Below are 16,064 nucleotides of genomic sequence, written 5' to 3'. Positions count from 1 at the left end.
AAGTTTTATAATTTATATTTACAAGGCAATATTTACAATGAAAGAAATACACATTACTGCAAAAGACACTGAAGGGACTATTTCCCAAATTCAAAAAGCACTCGGTGGCACTATTGAAAGTCGTTGGGGTGAACACACCTTAACCATAGATAACGACTTAGCAAAAGGTAGCATCCGGTATATTGTTTTTGAATGGGGTGGAAGTTTTTTGTATTATGATATAATCTTCTATGACGATATTGTTTTACTAAAAGACACGTCACTTTACAACCCTATTTCCTTTATATATTGCTTAAATGGCTATTTCCAACACCGATTTGAGCATCGAGAAGACTACAATACTCTAGAACAGTTTCAGTCGGTAATTTTAACAAGTAAAAAAGGAGGTTATAGTAGGGAGTATTTTAGTAAAGATGTAAAACTAGAAGTTAACAGCATCCAAATTAGAAGGATTAAATTTATTAATAAGCGATTAAACGATGCCTCTCAACTTAATAAAAAACTTTACGATGTTTTCTATGATACCGATCATGAAAATGTATTCTCTTATTTCGGAACTTACAATTTAAAGCTTGCTGATCATATTGGAAAGTTTAAGAAGATTAAGCAAAAGGGCATGTTACGACTATTACTTATCGAAGGACAAGTTTACCAAGTATTGTCATTGCATATGCAACAACACAATAAAGCCGTTAACAACAAACCCGTTTCTAGGTCTTTAACCAAAAGCGAATTAAAAACAATTCGAGAATTTGGCAATACTATAACATCCAATGTGTCTTTTGATTACTCTTTAGAGCAGCTCGCCTTAGAATCTGGTTTATCGCAAGCAAAGCTCCAAGAAGGTTTTAAACTTCTCTATGCTAGAACAGTCACCGAGTACATAAGACACGTTAGACTTGAAAAAGCACGGGACCTAATTAATACTAGTGATCTCAATATTTCAGAAATTGTGTACAGTATAGGATTTAGTAGTCGAAGTTATTTTTCTAAAATTTTTAAAAAGAAATACAAAATGAGTCCGAGTGAATTTCAAAAAAATAAACGCGGATAGTTTACCTCAGCTTAACAATTGACTTCTAACAAGCTTCTGTAGTAAAACCAGTCATTTCATTGGCTCGCACTGTTATATTTTTTATAGTTTGCATATCCGCACTGCTATCTAACCACGGCGTTCTGTCTTCTTCCCTTATAATTACTGGCATTTTTAAAAACAGAGATTTATCTTGAATAACATTTTCTTTCTCCTTTGTATTTATAATGGAGCAGGTGATAAACCCATCGCTTGTTAGGTTATAAATTCCTGCTAAAGTAAAGGGTTCTTGATTTTCTTTTTGAATAAAAGCGGTTTGTAAATCCCCTGCTTCTAAATACGATATGTAAATACCGGTAACAAGAATTAGACAGCGTCGGCTTTCATACGGTTCACTAAAAAGGTCTCGAGCCGCTATATCTTTAACTTGTACATTTAAAGTGTTCAATGCTTTCTGAAATGTTTTCCATTCATGTTCGTATTCGTGAGGCAATAGGCCCCAAATACCTTGACTAATAAGGTCATCATTTTCTGAAGTTATTATAGGCACCGTTGTTTCTTTGGTGCCATCTATTACTTTATAAGATTTAAACACATTTGGAAATCGAAATTTCCGATTGAAAGTCTGCTCTATAATTTTCAGGGAAGTATTAATCGATAATTTATAATTCATAGTCTGTTGTCATATAATAATTCAATCTATACCGTAAAAATACTTCCTTATAAGGAAATTACTTTGTTCAAATAGAACAAAATTTAGCTGCATCACTAAGTATTAATAATTCACACACCCCTTATTTAATTCAGAATTCTGTTAAATTATCATAACATAATTCACAATATTGTTAAAATACAGTGAAAAAAATACGAATTTCTGAAATGAGTTAATTAACGCATTAAATGAGCAAAAGGAACACACGCATTGCTTATAGATTTGTATAAAACAACAATCAATCTTTTCTGAAATTTCAGTAAAGTATAAATCAACACTTGATTTATTAACCTTAAAATCAAATCATTATGTTACGTTGGACAATCACATTTATTATTATAGCCATAATTGCTGGAGTGTTAGGCTTCGGTGGAATCGCAGGAGCATCTGCTGGAATTGCTAAAGTTCTATTCTTTATTTTTATTGTACTTTTTATTCTTTCATTAATAAAAGGGGCAGCCAAATAAACTAAAAAGAATCAACCAAAGTAAAAACCCATTAATTTAAAAACAACAACTCATGAAAACAACATTTTTAACCTTAGCATTATTATTTAGTTTAACCGTTTTCACCTCATGCCGAGAAGAAAAAACTGCAGACGAAAAAGTAGAAGCTGCAATAAATGATATTGGCGAGGATTTAGAAAATGCATCAGATGATGTACAGGATGCTGTCGAGGATGTAAACGATGAAATCGAAGATGCTGCCGAAGATATGAAGGAAGATTAATTTAATATGGCAGATTCAATTCAGTTAATATTAATTTAAATCACCAACAATGAAAACACTATTTTATATATCGATATTACTTTTTGGAACATACAGTTTTGCGCAAACCAAGCCTGTAGACGAAATGAAAACAACCCAAATTAAAACCCAAACCGTCGAAGAAGACGGAAAGCTGGTAACAAAACAAGTCAAGGTCGTTACAGAAAAGAAGCAGGAAGTAAAAACCGATCCATCAAAATCGGGGCAGATTGATGCACCTATGATTGAAACACCGACAAAAGTCACCAAAACCATTAGTGTAAACACTAATAACAATGGTCGTTTTAAAGCGCTTTCTAAAATTACGTATTACACGTTTAACGACCATGTTTATGGACTTCAAACGACAAACACGGGGTATGAGTTAAGCAGGAAAGTAAACAACAAAAATATGCCTTACGGTACGGCTAGACGTACTCAAAACAAGGATATATACGTTATTACTACAAAACACTATTCTGGAGTAGGATACTTTAACCAAAATAATGACTTTATTATAGAGTATTATGACAAGGATAAAAAGATGATGCAACAGCAATCATTAACATTAAATACGCATTAATAGCAGCCCTATAATTATAAAAAATGCTTCATTTTATCATGAAGCATTTTTTTTATTACAATTCCCAACCTAGAGTCGTACGAATAACATAATCTGAGTACGAGCTTCCTTCAACAGGTTTATTATCATAGTTGTAATTAAACCCCAACTTTACAAATAAATCTAAAGGTAAATCGTATTTTAAATCCATTTTAAAATCGGTTCTAACTCGCCCTTTCTCTGTTAAACTCGGGTAAGCGGTTAAATTAGAAACCAGGCTTAAGTCGTTATAATCAAACATATTTACAGCCAAAGAAGCATAGGCTTCACCACTATTTCTGCTTTGAATTAAAGAGGCTTCGTACTCTTCATTATTCCATGCGACACCCAAGACACCTGCAAGAAACATCTGGTTGTTATGTATAAAATACTTACCAAAACCAAGCTTATTAGTTACCCTAAGTTTTAATTTTTGTTCACTGTTAGACAAAAATTCTGATTGATAAATAAGAAAGTTATCACGTTCTAGAAAATAATTAAAAGCAAGCTCTCCGTAGGTACGCTGTATTTCCTCTACGCTATCTTGATTACTACGCACCGAGTTAAATGTTATACCTATACTATAAAAACTTGACGTATACCCCAAGGTACTAGCTACCGACAACTGACTTAAATTACTAGCCTTAGTAAAATTATAACCAAAAGATACAGACGCATTTAATCGGGATACAAAACCATCTTTAACAGGCTTTATAAAGACAATATCTGTTAAATGAATTGCCTTATCACCCCCGGATACAACATTAATATTAGCGGCCTTATGAGTTTGTAAACCCTTTAATTTAAGGCGCTCCCCATTAGAGCTTATGATTAAAAAATGTTCTGTACTCTTAATCGTATTTACCTTCTTCCATTTAACTTTTAAATCGCTACTGCTATAAGGTGTTTTAATTATTAGCACACCACGATCCATTTTTTTCACCTCCCCTACTATACGATCACCATTGGTTAAGGTTATGGTATCATTTTGCGAAAATAAAGACGCCCCAAAAAGTAAGCAGATACAAAGTATTAGGTATTTTAATTTCATTATAATCTCTTTTTATCACTAAAAAAAAGAGTAAATCATTTCTGACTACTCTTTATACTTTGCAAAGATACAACTATCACCTACTTATTGTGATTTACAGACTTAATTTCTTAAATCATGCAATGCCAAAATAGGAACATCTAAATGAAATGATATTTGTTTCACCATAGGGTTTGTAAGCATGCTACTAAAAAAGGTATGCTTTTTATTTATAAACGCCACCATTCCACTAGACCTGCTTTGAACAAAAACACTTACTGTACTCATTACGGAATCATTCACTATATTATGAAATCTGTAGTCCGTACCTTTTAAAATCTCCTGAAGCAACTCCTTATTATCTTCCTGCCCTTTATCTAAACCCTCTTGCTTTAAAACGTGCAACACGGCAATAGTAGAGTTACAAGCTAGAGCTATTCTAGTTAAATAAACAAGCTCTCTTCTTTTGTAGTGGGATTTATAACTGGTAGGAAAAACAATTTCTTTTGGCATTTCTAATTTTGCACTATTTGGAACCACGATTACAGGACAATGCCGCACTTTTTCCATCACGTTAACAGCGGCACTTCCAAACGGCTCATACACTGCATTTGTTTCGCCTTTTGTTCCCATCACAACCATTTCAATATCCTTTTCGGCCACAACAGTATTGATAGCATCTACCACTGTGTTATAACTCGAAACGACTTCAAAGCTGTGTTTTGAATTAAAATTATCATTCAGAGTTATAACATCAAAAACTTTAGCCAAACCATTTTCAGAATCTAATTTAGCAGCCTCATACAATTCATCTCCCGGTTTTGATTGCATTAAACTAGAAAACACACCTAAAGGAGGCGAAAATGCATTAAGAACATAAAAATCACAGTGGTCATTTTTATATAACTCTCTAGCGTAATTAATAGCCTGAATAGAGTTTTTAGAAAAGTCTGTAGGCAATAAAATTTTATGTCTCATCGGTCTGTTTTTTTAAGTGTATGGTTACTGTGATAGCTTCTAAATAGGCTATAACCTGTATTACTTAGTTAATACACGGCACTACTAAGAACGGTATTATAGGATGAAATCCTATATTTTTCACAATAGGCTCTCTAGTTATGCGCTCTACAAAGCTGTGTTCATAATTTATCATTACCAGAAGATTAATATCGTAGTCCAGTATAAAATCTTTTATCGCACTCTCTTTACTTCCTGAATCTGACATCCAATGAAAACTGTGTTCAAAATTTTCTAGACTCGATTTTAGCAGTGCTAAATTGTTATCTTGTTTCTCCGATAGGTCATCGCCTTTACTAATATGGAACACACTAATTTTAGCGTTATGCAGTTTTGCAAACTGTTTTATTGGCTCTATTTCTTCACCATACATTCTATTAAAATCGGTAGGAAAAGCAATCCGATCGGTCTTAACAAACTTATAATCGGATGGAATAACCAAAATAGGACAGCTTTTAATTTTATTAATAACACCAACAGCATTACTTCCAAATAAAAACTTACTAGCCCCTGACGCCCCATTAGTACCCATTACAATAAAATTAACAGGGTATGCTTTAACCGCCTCTTCAATGGTTTTAACAAGCGGTTCAGTACTAAAAATAATCTCAAAATTATGATCTGCATTACCACTATCTTTCTGGTATTGCTCTTGCAGCTCTACCAACTGTTGTTTCGCGGCAGTCTCTAATTTATCGATATAAGTCGAGCTAATATAAGTTCTTGTACTAGAGTTTGAAAACGACCATGCGTGTAAAAAGTAAAAGGTACACGATTCGTTTTTGTATAAATTAATTGCGTAAAGCGCAGCGCTCATCGCATTATCTGAAAAATCTGTAGGTAGTAAAATATGATGTCTCATTCTGTTCTATTTAAATCTAAAAATTTTAATTTAAGAGGAGGTTACTCCGCTTCAATTCTTATTTGCCTTGACTCGGTATCACTAAAAATGGAATGATAGGATGAATTCCAATGTTTTTAATCACGGGTTCTTTAATAAGTCTTTCAATAATCCCTTGCTTATAATTAATCATTACCAAAATATCAGTCTTGTTATGCTCCAAAAAATCTTTTATCCCTTGGTTTTTAGTGTTGTATTCTGGCACCCAGTGTAAACTGCAAACAAAGTCTTTAAGCGCCTCTTTAAGTCCGTCTAAATTCTGGTCTTGGAGTTCTGTAATATCATCCGTTTTGTTAAGGTGAACAATTTCAATATTAGAATCATACAAACTAGCCAGCTCTTTTAATGGCTGTAACTCATCGCCATAAACACGATTAAAATCGGTTGGAAAAGCAATTTCTTTAGGAACGGCAAACTTGTAATTATCTGGAATAGCTAACACCGGACAGCTTTTAATTTTTTGAATAATATTCACTGTATTGCTTCCAAAAAAGCGTTCTTGAGCATTCGTCGCCCCTTTAGTCCCCATAATAATTAAATCTACATTCATTCTAGAGATATAAGTTTCTAGGGCCTCATGTAAATCGTCGATACTAAGGATTGTTTTAAATTCATGTTTAGGATTCGCATTCGTTTCCTTGGCCAGTCTGCTCAATGCCATAAGCTCTTTCTTAGTATTCTCGCCCACGATACGTCCTAATTTATTAGACACGTTTTGCATCGCTACAACAGGAAGGTTTGAAGAGTGTAAAAAGTAAAATGTACAATCTACATGCTCATACAATTTAAAAGCATATTGCGCTGCACTCCAAGCGTTATCAGAAAAATCTGTTGGTAGTAATATATTTTTTCTCATTTGATTTGTTTTTTATTGATATCTGATGTGTTATACAATCTAATTTAAACCAGAATTAGCCTTTAGCAGGTATAACTAAAAAAGGTAAATGGATATGAAACCCTAATTGATTTATTGTTGATTTGAAAAAAATATTTTCAAAAAAGGATCTTTTATTATTTATCATAGCCAATACATTTAATTTGGCACTCGTTTGAAACTTATCTATAGCCGCAGTTACCAGCATACTTTTATAATGATGAAATACAAAGGTCGTATCGCTAAACTGAGTTTCTAGTTCTGCTTTATTCTCCTTTTGTTGCCTTGTCAATTCAGCCCCCATAGAAACGTGAAGACCGTGAACTTTAGATTGGTTTGTCGACGCTATATGTTTTAAAATATCCAATTGAAAACTGTTAAAATCGACTTGTAGATCTGTAGGAAAAAGAATCTCTAATGGTTTTTCATATTCACAACCTTCAGGAATAGCCATTACTGGACATTTAATATCATTAAATACTTGCACTGTATTAGATCCAAATAAAACCTCCTTTGCCCCAGTTGCTCCTTGAGTTCCCATAACAACAAGATCGGTTTCGTTTTTACTTAGAAATTCTTTAATTCCAGAAACGAGATAATTAAATCTAGACAGCATTTTATATGCATGCTTAGGGTTAGCCCCAAAGGTTTCTGATAGTTTATCATTAATTTGGTTCAGTCCATTTAAAGAGGTTTGCCTTAAAGCATCTGCTAATCCTAATTGAGACGTTGACCCCATTATAGAATCTACTCTATAAACTACAGGTGTATACGTGTTAAGGAAATAAAATGTACAGACCTCTTCTTTAAAAAGTGAGATAGCATATGTAATAGCATTCCACGAATTATCTGAAAAATCGGTTGGTAAAAGTATATGTTTCATAACCTTATCTGTTTATTAATTATTTCCTTGAAGTATTTTGTAACGCTAAAAGCGGTATTTCTAACCCTAAACTTATTTCATCTAATTTAGAAGGAAATAGAATATCTTCTAAAAACGAATATTGGGTATTCACCATCACCAAAAGATCTATGTTATTCTCCTGTATATGACTAGCGATACTTTCCGTGATGTTTTTGCCATTTTTTATGCTAAAATCGACCGTATTATGTACTAAAGCCTCCTTAATAACCTCCTGATTATCCTCTTGTCTTAGCGACAGTTTTTTTACAGTAGAAATATAGACCACGTCTATTTCACTTCTATTCCTCCTCGCTAGGGTTGATACTAATTCTAACTCTCGTTGTTTATAAGGTATTAAATAGTTGGTTGGAAATAAAATGCGTTTTGGTGCTGTATTAGTATATGCCGAAGGAATAATTAACACAGGGCATTGCACATATTTTAAAACCTGAAAAGCCTGGCTACCAAATACAATATGCCGCTCGTTAGACTTGCCTTGAGTTCCCATCACAATTAAATCTATATTTTTACTATCTACTATTTCATTAGCTTCCTCAAGAAGTGTGTTAAAAGCCGAGATAATATGGTACCTATGTTTAGGGTTTGATTCGTTTTCATTAATCTCTTTTAACAAACACTCCAGATTGTTCTGAGATTGAGATTTTACGGTGTTTAAAACCGCATCAAAATCCTTACGAGTAACTAAATCTTTATGATCGTAAAACTCATTTCTATATGTGTTTAAAAAATAGAATTGTACCTCTTGATTTTTAAAGAAATCCAAAGCGTACTTAATGGCATTCATTGCGTTCGCAGAAAAATCGGTTGGCAAAAGTATCGATAACATAGTAATGTGTTTTTTATGATATATAAAAATACGGACATCGAAATTTAAAACCTATGATATATGTCATCCTCAACAAGGAAATAAAAAACGTTTGTTTCAAAAGATTTTGAAGCAAACGTTTTTTATTAAAACCGAATAATTTAGTTGTGGCAAAGCCACATGATTATTACTCGTGGCTTTCTTTCTTTTCATGAATAACCAAAAACGGAATATCGGTATGATAACTAATACTACCAACCTTGGAATGAAACAATATTTTCTGGAAGTAATTAATATTTTTCGCCACCATACATATCATGTTTATAGACCTATTTTCTACAAAATTTTGAATCCCTATTTCTACCTTACTCTCTGTAGAATAGTGAAAACTATGTTGTTGTTGATGAAAATACTCATCAAGCAATTCTCTATTTTGAATTTGATCTTTATTGAGGTCTTCTTTGTACTTACTTATATGTAAGATGCGTAACGCGGAATTAAATTCTTCTAAAATCTCAGATAGAGGGTCTAGAATATGTAAATTATGAGACAAGGTAAAATCGGTAGGCAAGGCAATTTCCTTAGGTCTTATATACGTCGCATTTTCTGGTATAACTAGAGTGTTACATTTTACTTTAGTAAGTACATCGGCGGTATTACTCCCTAATATAATTTTCTCTAAACTAGAAGCCCCTTTGGTACCCATAACAATAAAATCAATCTCCTTCTGGTCTATAATTTTACGTATACCATCAATAAACGGACTTTTTTCTAACAGGGTATAAAAATTATGTCTTTTACGATTTAAAGGCAGGTTTTCAATGCGCTCTATAAGTTCACGCATTTTAAGCTCTGAATGTTTAAGTTGTATAGCATCCCTATCCTTATTATCTAAATTAGGGGGCATTCCACTAGTCATGGCAGCACTCTCGTTATTTATATGCGTAATATAAAAGTTGCATTTTTGGTTTTGAAAAAACTGAATAGCATAATTTATGGCATTCCATGAATTCTTGGAAAAATCTGTGGGTAATAGAATATTTTTCATAGCTCATTATCTTTATAAAGGCTAATTTACAAGTAAATAAAACCTCTTGAAATGATATTGATCACCCCCATACAGAACGACAGGTTTTAAAACATACGTTTTAACATTTCGAGATCTAAAACTCTAATATTCCGACCTTCGATAGCGATAGCTCCTTCTTTTTTAAAGCGTGTCAAGGTTCGGATTAAGGTTTCGGTAGCAATTCCGGCCACACTGGCTAAGTCGCTACGCGAGATATTAATAGGGTCTTCAGGTTTTCTATTTATTTTTTCAGCAAATTTTAAAATCGTTTTTGCCGTTTTTCTATTTACAGAACCATAGGCCATCTCTAATAATTGTTTATTAGCCAGCAGGAGATTGTCGGACATATGCTGAATAAACTCTAATGCTAGTTTAGAGTTCTCACTTAATAACCGATTAAAATATTTTGTAGGTACGCCACTTAACTCCACATCTTCAATAGCCACTGCTGTCGTTTTGTGAGCTACACTATTTGTAAACGAATTATATCCAAAAAAATCATCTTCTTTATACAGCGCTGTAATTAACTCTTTACCTTGCGCGTCGCTCTGGTAACATTTTACGACACCTTTATTAATAAGGTAAATATGATTTGAGTGTTCGCCTTCACGATATATCACCTCATCCTTTTTAAATGAAAAAAGAGCCCCCTCCTCGTCACATATATTTTTTAAATCATTTATCGATTTTATAGGTTCTGAATCCTCCTCTTTATCGGCTAGTTTTAATTCTCTTAAAATAGACGTTTTCGCTATACGACTTTCTATAGCGTTAATAAGATCGGGTTCCGAAAAAGGTTTAGTAATATAATCGTCGGCCCCCAAATTCATACCTACTCTAACATCTTCTCTTTCTGTTTTTGCCGAAAGAAAAATAAAGGGAATGTACTTCGTTTTTTCATTTTCAGAAAGCGCTTTAAGCGTATCGTAACCATCGAGCTCAGGCATCATAATATCACAGATTATAATATCTGGTAAATGCTTTTTTGCATAGTCTAAACCTACAACTCCATTGGGCGCCATAGACACCTCGTAATTGGCTAGTTCTAAAATCTCGGCTGTATTTTCTCTCAGCACTTTATCGTCTTCTATAAGTAAAACTCGTGTCATTCTGATGCTTTGTTTGGAATGGTTATAGTGAATGTTGTCCCCACATTTTCTTCGCTAGTAAAACGCACTGTACCGCCAAGGTTTTCCAAATGATTTTTAACAATATTTAACCCTATTCCGGTACCTTGAATGGTACTCACATTGCGCGCTCTAAAATAGCGTTCAAATATATTTTTCTGATCTTCTAATGGAATACCGATACTTTGATCTTCAACCGCTATCGTTGTTATTTGATCGTCTTGATGTACGGTAATACTAATTACCGTATGGGGTTCTGAATATAAAATGGAGTTATTGATTAAGTTGGATAAGACTACAGCTAGTATTTTTTCATCTTGATACAACGATAAATGGTCTATATTATCGGGGTACTTTATAAACTGACCATCTTTTAATAGCATATTGGCGTTGTAAATAACCGCATCTATCACTTTACTTAATTTAAAATGCGAAAACTGATAATTTAGCCTTCCAGTTTCTAAGCGTTCTAAAGATAGAAAATCATTTAAAATCGTCGTTAAGTATTGCACCTTATCCCCAATAATTTTAACATGCTTATCACGCTTTTCTTGATCTTCTGTACGCTTATATTTCCCTAACAACATAGACGAGGTTAAAATACCACTTAGCGGGGTTTTAAACTCGTGTGAGACTAAGGACAAAAATTTTGTTTTAAGTTCGTTTAGCTCTTTTTCTTTAGAAAGTGCCGCTTCCAATTGCTTGGTACGCTCCTCGACCGTTTTTTCTAATTTTTCAGTATAATTTTTACGCTCAGTAATATCTAAAACTATAGCCACAAAAACCTGTTCTCCTCCTAATTTTGATAACTGCAAGTGCACCTCGACAGGATAAACAGATCCATCTTTTCTAAGGTGCAAAGTTTCAAATTCTATTTTTTCACTGTCATCATTTAATAACGACGCTATTCTCTTCCTAAAGCCCTGCTCATTATCATATACTTTAAGATCCAACGGCGTCATATTTTGCAACTCTTTTAGCGTATACCCTAAGTTTTTTTGTGCCCCGTAATTAACATTTAAAAACTTTAAGGTTATCCCATCAAAAACATAAATCTCATTGAGTGACTGTTTAATAATATGTTCCAAATGATGGCGCTGGCCTTCAGATTTTATCTCTTCGGTCACATCACTTTGAATACTTATATAATTCGTTACCACGCCTTCATCATTAACAATAGGCATGATATAAATATCATTCCAAAAAAGGGTGCCATCCTTTTTATAATTGCGTAATCGCACTTGGCAGCTCTTTCCTTTTTTAATGGCATTTCTTAAAGTTTGCACTCCCGCTTGCTCGCGATCTTCCCCTTGTAAAAACCTACAATTCCTATTAATAATCTCCTCATTGGAATAGCCTGTTAAATCTCGGAATGCCGAATTAAAATAAATAATAGGATTATCGTCTTGTAGTGCATCGGTAATAACAATACCATTACTAGCAGATTGCAAAGCACTACTTTTTAACATCAGGTTTTTTTCTATTTCTTTACGTTCACTCACATCATCTATTAAAGCCATGACAAAGTTATTACCTTCAATAGTAAAAGGATTTAGCTCTACCTCAATAGCAATTTTATTTCCATTTTTCTTTAAGCCATAAATATCTGATGACTCCTTCATGCTTCTGCGCACTTCACTTTTTATGAAGCCCTTAAAATGGTTTTGATGTTTTTTATGATATTCGGGAGGGATTATGGTCTGTAATTCTTTATGTAATAATTCATTTTTTTGATACCCAAATATAATTTCGGCGGCGCCATTGACTTCTACAATTTTCTGATGACTATCGACAATGATTACCCCTTCGGAAACCGTTTCAAGTAAGATGTTAAATATTTTTTTATTCTGATGAAGCATGCCTTCCGGGTTTAATAGGTTTTAAATTTAATTATTTAGTTAGGGATGACCTAATACTATTCGCTAACTTTAAATAGTAATAGTTTTAACTGATTAATATCATAGCGATTTAAAAGTAGTTTTGATATTTTACATTATAAATACCTTAAGATGCTAGCTTCACACCAAAACAAAAGACTTGAATTCTATGAGCACATAGGAATATTATACTACGCTATAGCTTCGTCGGATAATACGGTGCGCACTGAAGAGCTTACAGCTGTTAAAAACTTAGTAGAAAAATATTGGCTTCCCTTTGAAGCTGAAATCCATGAATCGAATTCTAAGGAATCCGTTTATATATTAGATACTTTTAAAAAACTCCAAACCTCTAAAGTTTGGAATAGTGACGATTGTTATACGCGTTTTATAAATTATAAAGAACAACATGTCACTTTATTTACCAATTCCGTACGCGCACTACTTTTAAAAACAGCAAGTAAAATTGCTGTCAGTTTTGCTTCTACAAATAAATCAGAGTTGATTTTACTTGCCAAACTTAGTATTGATTTAAAAAAGGAAAGCTAGACTTTGGGTTTAACAGCGTTGTAACAAATACAGACAGAGTAACCCCTATTTTCTAAGTTTAGTAAAACGACAGAACAAACAACTAAAACTATATAGCTTTCGAATTGCATGTATCGTGCTAAGACTCTATATTAGAGCTAGCTCTAAAAGGATCATTAAAAAACACCAATGAAATCATTTTCTCTTTTTACAATCATCTTATTATGTCTAGCTATACTTCTAGTGGATGTCACCGCTTTTTATTGGTTACAATCTATAACCCAATTTATAGATTCTGCGATTTTCAAAACAATGATTCACGCGCTATTTTGGGTATTTACTGTGGGCTTAATCACTTCCATCTTAATATTAAAAATTACTTTAGACAATATAAACCCGCTAAGAAAACAGCTTCTTATTTCTCGGTTTTATGGTCTTGGAATCTTATCTTTTATACCCAAGTTTGTTTTTATTGTTGTGATTTCCATCCTCCATTTTACTAATTTTTTATTTTCCGAAAACAAGTCATTAATACTAATTCCAATCGTGGGAGTCCTTTCTGGGTTGCTTCCTTTTATTGTTATTCTCTACGGAATTTTTAAGGCGATTTATAAATTTAAAGTGTACCATCACCCTATCAAATCTAGTAAGTTACCAAAAGCTTTTAACGGTATAAAAATCGTTCAGATTTCCGATTTGCACTTGGGAAGCTTTAACTATGCTTACAATAAGCTAGAACACGCCATTGAAAAAATTAATGATTTAGAACCTGACTACATCGTCATCACCGGTGATTTAGTAAATAATTATGCTTGGGAGCTTCGGGGATGGGATAGTGTTTTTAATAAATTACAGGCTAAAGAAGGGAAATTCGCTATTCTAGGCAATCATGATTACGGCGATTATAGTCAGTGGGACACTAAAGAGTTAAAACAAGAGAATTTTAAAGCGATCCAACAGTTTTTTAAAACTATAGATTTTAAATTATTGCTAAACGACTCCAGAATACTTACAAAAGGAGAGGATCGTATTGCACTAATAGGTGTCGAAAACTGGGGCAAACCACCTTTTAAACAGTATGGTGATTTAGAAAAAGCCATGATAGGAACTGAAGGTATTCCATTTAAAATATTATTATCTCATGATCCCACACATTGGACAGAAGAAGTAATTGATAAAACCGATATTATCTTAACTCTTGCTGGTCACACCCACGGTATGCAAGCCGGTTTTAGTTATAAAAACAAGCAATGGAGCCCTATAAAATATAAGTTTAAACATTGGGCCGGCTTGTATAAGCACAACACACAATTCCTATATGTAAATCGCGGTTTGGGTTGGCTTGGTTTTCCTGCACGCATTGGAATGCGTCCAGAGATTACTTGTATCACACTAAAAGCAACTCAGGATTAACAGCTATAAATTCTAAGAAGAATAAACATGCCCATGTAAACTCATAATACTAAGCCCTTATACTTTTTCGTAGCGTCCAGTTTTAGTTGTTAATTCAATTCTATAGACCACGCCAGACAGCGCTTCATTGGCTTGATGATGAGAATCTCTCATTGCGTGTTTAATGGTTGTGTTCCCTGTCATTACAGGCATGACTGTATCTCTCAAAATTTTAACCGCTTCTTTGCGCTCTTCAACACCTTTTAATTCTTCGAACGTCCCCCAAGAAATGACACTTCTCCAATTACTCATATTATCTATAACATCCACTTGGAAACACACCTCAGGGTTCTCTCTCATCATATCGATCTTTAGCCCTTCGGAGGTGTGACCATAGATATATTTACCATCATAAGCATAAGTTACGGGAACCACATAAGTTTTACCTTTGGCATGACAGCCAATCCTACCGACTATCACACTTCCTAAAATAAATTCAATTTGTCTATTGTTTAATTCACCTAGCATAACTTAAAATAATTAATTATTATGCAACAAGATAGGACTGATAAATAGCTTTTAAAATGATATTCATCAGTCCTTTGGGTGTAGACGCTCTTTTCTTATATAAATAAAATACTCTCGGTCTATATCTGTAGAAATACAATAGATAGCGCTTTTCTTCTTTTAAGTTGAGCGCCTATTTTTCATATCTTATTTTGTTTCTAATAATTCGGTAAGAATTTGTTTAAATGTATCTACGGGTTGCGCTCCTGTGACCGCACTTTTTCTATTAAAAACAATAGTCGGTACAGAATTAACGCCTAAACTTTTCCAATACTCTTGTTTAGTTCTCACCTCTTTTTTAGCGTCATCATTATCTAATTGGGCTAGCGCCTCATCAGCATTTAATCCTACTTCCAACAAAGCTTCTTTTAAGATCGCTCTTTTAGAAACATCTTTTCTTTCACTAAAAAAGGCTTTAGTTAATTGCATTTTTAATGCCGTTTGTTTATTAAATGCTTTAGCATATTCTAATAACACATGAGCTTCAAAAGTGTTTGCCATTTGCATGTCGTCATAGTAATCAAAGGTAAAACCCAATTCTGCACCGGCTTGTTCCATTTGTTGTTGGGACTGCTTTTGTTGACCTACAGTCATCCCATACTTTTCTCTAAGATGTTCTTGTAAATTTTGACCTTCCGTTTGCATATTAGGATTCAACTCAAACGGCTGCCATTCAATATCAATTTGGTCTTGCATTCCTAAATCCATAATCGCTTTCTCAAGGCGTTTATAACCTATAGTACACCATGGACATACCACATCGGATACAATATCTATTTTTAATTTCTCTGTCATTTCTATCTGTTTATTTATTTCTAAAAACCATTCTCCTTATAGGTTTTCGGCTTAAAGTTACCCC

The 16,064-nt window shown here is 33.4% G+C and carries 18 protein-coding genes; 6 read left to right on the top strand and 12 right to left on the bottom strand.

Annotated features, from left to right (window positions below):
• Window positions 1-37: 37 nt before the first annotated feature.
• Window positions 38-1,054 carry a helix-turn-helix domain-containing protein gene (locus BLV64_RS03065; RefSeq protein ID WP_092132262.1) on the top strand — a complete coding sequence of 339 codons (1,017 nt, stop codon included), beginning with the start codon at window positions 38-40 and terminating at the stop codon, window positions 1,052-1,054.
• A gap of 25 nt (window positions 1,055-1,079) precedes the next feature.
• On the opposite strand, the gene BLV64_RS03060 is transcribed toward BLV64_RS03065, so the two are convergent.
• Window positions 1,080-1,706: an SOS response-associated peptidase family protein gene (locus tag BLV64_RS03060; RefSeq protein WP_092132259.1), complete on the bottom strand. Its 627-nt coding sequence runs from the start codon at window positions 1,704-1,706 to the stop codon at window positions 1,080-1,082.
• A gap of 347 nt (window positions 1,707-2,053) precedes the next feature.
• On the opposite strand from BLV64_RS03060, the gene BLV64_RS03055 reads away from it, so the two are divergent.
• The 3 genes from BLV64_RS03055 to BLV64_RS03045 are packed head-to-tail and all read left to right on the top strand — an operon-like array spanning window position 2,054 to window position 3,075.
• Window positions 2,054-2,212 carry a DUF1328 domain-containing protein gene (locus BLV64_RS03055; protein ID WP_092132257.1) on the top strand — a complete coding sequence of 53 codons (159 nt, stop codon included), beginning with the start codon at window positions 2,054-2,056 and terminating at the stop codon, window positions 2,210-2,212.
• Between the two features lie 52 nt (window positions 2,213-2,264).
• Window positions 2,265-2,474 carry a hypothetical protein gene (locus BLV64_RS03050; protein WP_092132254.1) on the top strand — a complete coding sequence of 70 codons (210 nt, stop codon included), beginning with the start codon at window positions 2,265-2,267 and terminating at the stop codon, window positions 2,472-2,474.
• 49 nt (window positions 2,475-2,523) lie between these two features.
• Window positions 2,524-3,075, top strand: coding sequence for a hypothetical protein (locus BLV64_RS03045; RefSeq protein ID WP_092132251.1), 552 nt, complete (start codon window positions 2,524-2,526; stop codon window positions 3,073-3,075).
• Between the two features lie 55 nt (window positions 3,076-3,130).
• On the opposite strand, the gene BLV64_RS03040 is transcribed toward BLV64_RS03045, so the two are convergent.
• From BLV64_RS03040 to BLV64_RS03000, 9 genes are all read right to left on the bottom strand, one after another.
• Entirely contained in the window at window positions 3,131-4,144 is a 1,014-nt protein-coding gene (locus BLV64_RS03040; protein WP_092132249.1) for a DUF481 domain-containing protein, read from the bottom strand.
• Between the two features lie 102 nt (window positions 4,145-4,246).
• Window positions 4,247-5,101: a universal stress protein gene (locus BLV64_RS03035; protein WP_092132246.1), complete on the bottom strand. Its 855-nt coding sequence runs from the start codon at window positions 5,099-5,101 to the stop codon at window positions 4,247-4,249.
• 64 nt (window positions 5,102-5,165) lie between these two features.
• Window positions 5,166-6,002, bottom strand: coding sequence for a universal stress protein (locus BLV64_RS03030; RefSeq protein ID WP_092132244.1), 837 nt, complete (start codon window positions 6,000-6,002; stop codon window positions 5,166-5,168).
• A 58-nt stretch (window positions 6,003-6,060) separates the two neighbouring features.
• Complete coding sequence (locus tag BLV64_RS03025; protein WP_092132241.1) at window positions 6,061-6,897, bottom strand: universal stress protein; 837 nt, start codon at window positions 6,895-6,897, stop codon at window positions 6,061-6,063.
• Window positions 6,898-6,952: 55 nt separating this feature from the next.
• Entirely contained in the window at window positions 6,953-7,798 is an 846-nt protein-coding gene (locus BLV64_RS03020) for a universal stress protein (RefSeq protein ID WP_092132239.1), read from the bottom strand.
• 19 nt (window positions 7,799-7,817) lie between these two features.
• Entirely contained in the window at window positions 7,818-8,666 is an 849-nt protein-coding gene (locus BLV64_RS03015; RefSeq protein ID WP_092132236.1) for a universal stress protein, read from the bottom strand.
• Between the two features lie 166 nt (window positions 8,667-8,832).
• Window positions 8,833-9,693, bottom strand: a complete 861-nt coding sequence (locus BLV64_RS03010) for a universal stress protein (protein ID WP_092132234.1) — start codon at window positions 9,691-9,693, stop codon at window positions 8,833-8,835.
• 86 nt (window positions 9,694-9,779) lie between these two features.
• Window positions 9,780-10,823: a response regulator gene (locus BLV64_RS03005; protein ID WP_092132231.1), complete on the bottom strand. Its 1,044-nt coding sequence runs from the start codon at window positions 10,821-10,823 to the stop codon at window positions 9,780-9,782.
• Window positions 10,820-12,700: a sensor histidine kinase gene (locus BLV64_RS03000; RefSeq protein ID WP_092132228.1), complete on the bottom strand. Its 1,881-nt coding sequence runs from the start codon at window positions 12,698-12,700 to the stop codon at window positions 10,820-10,822. The genes BLV64_RS03005 and BLV64_RS03000 overlap by 4 nt, the downstream gene beginning before the upstream one ends.
• A 150-nt stretch (window positions 12,701-12,850) precedes the next feature.
• Between BLV64_RS03000 and BLV64_RS02995 the strand changes: the two genes are divergently transcribed.
• Window positions 12,851-13,267, top strand: coding sequence for a hypothetical protein (locus tag BLV64_RS02995; protein ID WP_092132226.1), 417 nt, complete (start codon window positions 12,851-12,853; stop codon window positions 13,265-13,267).
• Window positions 13,268-13,435: 168 nt separating this feature from the next.
• A complete protein-coding gene (locus BLV64_RS02990) occupies window positions 13,436-14,659 on the top strand; it encodes a metallophosphoesterase (protein WP_092132223.1) in 1,224 nt (407 codons plus the stop codon).
• 57 nt (window positions 14,660-14,716) lie between these two features.
• Here BLV64_RS02990 and BLV64_RS02985 read toward each other — a convergent pair whose 3' ends face one another.
• Window positions 14,717-15,166, bottom strand: coding sequence for a pyridoxamine 5'-phosphate oxidase family protein (locus tag BLV64_RS02985; RefSeq protein ID WP_092132220.1), 450 nt, complete (start codon window positions 15,164-15,166; stop codon window positions 14,717-14,719).
• 186 nt (window positions 15,167-15,352) lie between these two features.
• A complete protein-coding gene (locus BLV64_RS02980; protein ID WP_092132217.1) occupies window positions 15,353-16,000 on the bottom strand; it encodes a DsbA family oxidoreductase in 648 nt (215 codons plus the stop codon).
• Window positions 16,001-16,064: the final 64 nt, after the last annotated feature.

The organism is Bizionia paragorgiae (assembly GCF_900107625.1).
Lineage (GTDB): Bacteria > Bacteroidota > Bacteroidia > Flavobacteriales > Flavobacteriaceae > Bizionia > Bizionia paragorgiae.
Note: the sequence above shows the minus strand (reverse complement) of the source record. Positions and strands in the feature narration are given on the sequence as shown.

Excerpts from the sequence above, each read along its gene's own strand:
- BLV64_RS03065 (WP_092132262.1), top strand. The coding sequence starts at position 38 with ATGAAAGAAATACACATTACTGCAAAAGACACTGAAGGGACTATTTCC.
- BLV64_RS03060 (WP_092132259.1), bottom strand. The coding sequence starts at position 1,706 with ATGAATTATAAATTATCGATTAATACTTCCCTGAAAATTATAGAGCAG.
- BLV64_RS03055 (WP_092132257.1), top strand. The coding sequence starts at position 2,054 with ATGTTACGTTGGACAATCACATTTATTATTATAGCCATAATTGCTGGA.
- BLV64_RS03050 (WP_092132254.1), top strand. The coding sequence starts at position 2,265 with ATGAAAACAACATTTTTAACCTTAGCATTATTATTTAGTTTAACCGTT.
- BLV64_RS03045 (WP_092132251.1), top strand. The coding sequence starts at position 2,524 with ATGAAAACACTATTTTATATATCGATATTACTTTTTGGAACATACAGT.
- BLV64_RS03040 (WP_092132249.1), bottom strand. The coding sequence starts at position 4,144 with ATGAAATTAAAATACCTAATACTTTGTATCTGCTTACTTTTTGGGGCG.
- BLV64_RS03035 (WP_092132246.1), bottom strand. The coding sequence starts at position 5,101 with ATGAGACATAAAATTTTATTGCCTACAGACTTTTCTAAAAACTCTATT.
- BLV64_RS03030 (WP_092132244.1), bottom strand. The coding sequence starts at position 6,002 with ATGAGACATCATATTTTACTACCTACAGATTTTTCAGATAATGCGATG.
- BLV64_RS03025 (WP_092132241.1), bottom strand. The coding sequence starts at position 6,897 with ATGAGAAAAAATATATTACTACCAACAGATTTTTCTGATAACGCTTGG.
- BLV64_RS03020 (WP_092132239.1), bottom strand. The coding sequence starts at position 7,798 with ATGAAACATATACTTTTACCAACCGATTTTTCAGATAATTCGTGGAAT.
- BLV64_RS03015 (WP_092132236.1), bottom strand. The coding sequence starts at position 8,666 with ATGTTATCGATACTTTTGCCAACCGATTTTTCTGCGAACGCAATGAAT.
- BLV64_RS03010 (WP_092132234.1), bottom strand. The coding sequence starts at position 9,693 with ATGAAAAATATTCTATTACCCACAGATTTTTCCAAGAATTCATGGAAT.
- BLV64_RS03005 (WP_092132231.1), bottom strand. The coding sequence starts at position 10,823 with ATGACACGAGTTTTACTTATAGAAGACGATAAAGTGCTGAGAGAAAAT.
- BLV64_RS03000 (WP_092132228.1), bottom strand. The coding sequence starts at position 12,700 with ATGCTTCATCAGAATAAAAAAATATTTAACATCTTACTTGAAACGGTT.
- BLV64_RS02995 (WP_092132226.1), top strand. The coding sequence starts at position 12,851 with ATGCTAGCTTCACACCAAAACAAAAGACTTGAATTCTATGAGCACATA.
- BLV64_RS02990 (WP_092132223.1), top strand. The coding sequence starts at position 13,436 with ATGAAATCATTTTCTCTTTTTACAATCATCTTATTATGTCTAGCTATA.
- BLV64_RS02985 (WP_092132220.1), bottom strand. The coding sequence starts at position 15,166 with ATGCTAGGTGAATTAAACAATAGACAAATTGAATTTATTTTAGGAAGT.
- BLV64_RS02980 (WP_092132217.1), bottom strand. The coding sequence starts at position 16,000 with ATGACAGAGAAATTAAAAATAGATATTGTATCCGATGTGGTATGTCCA.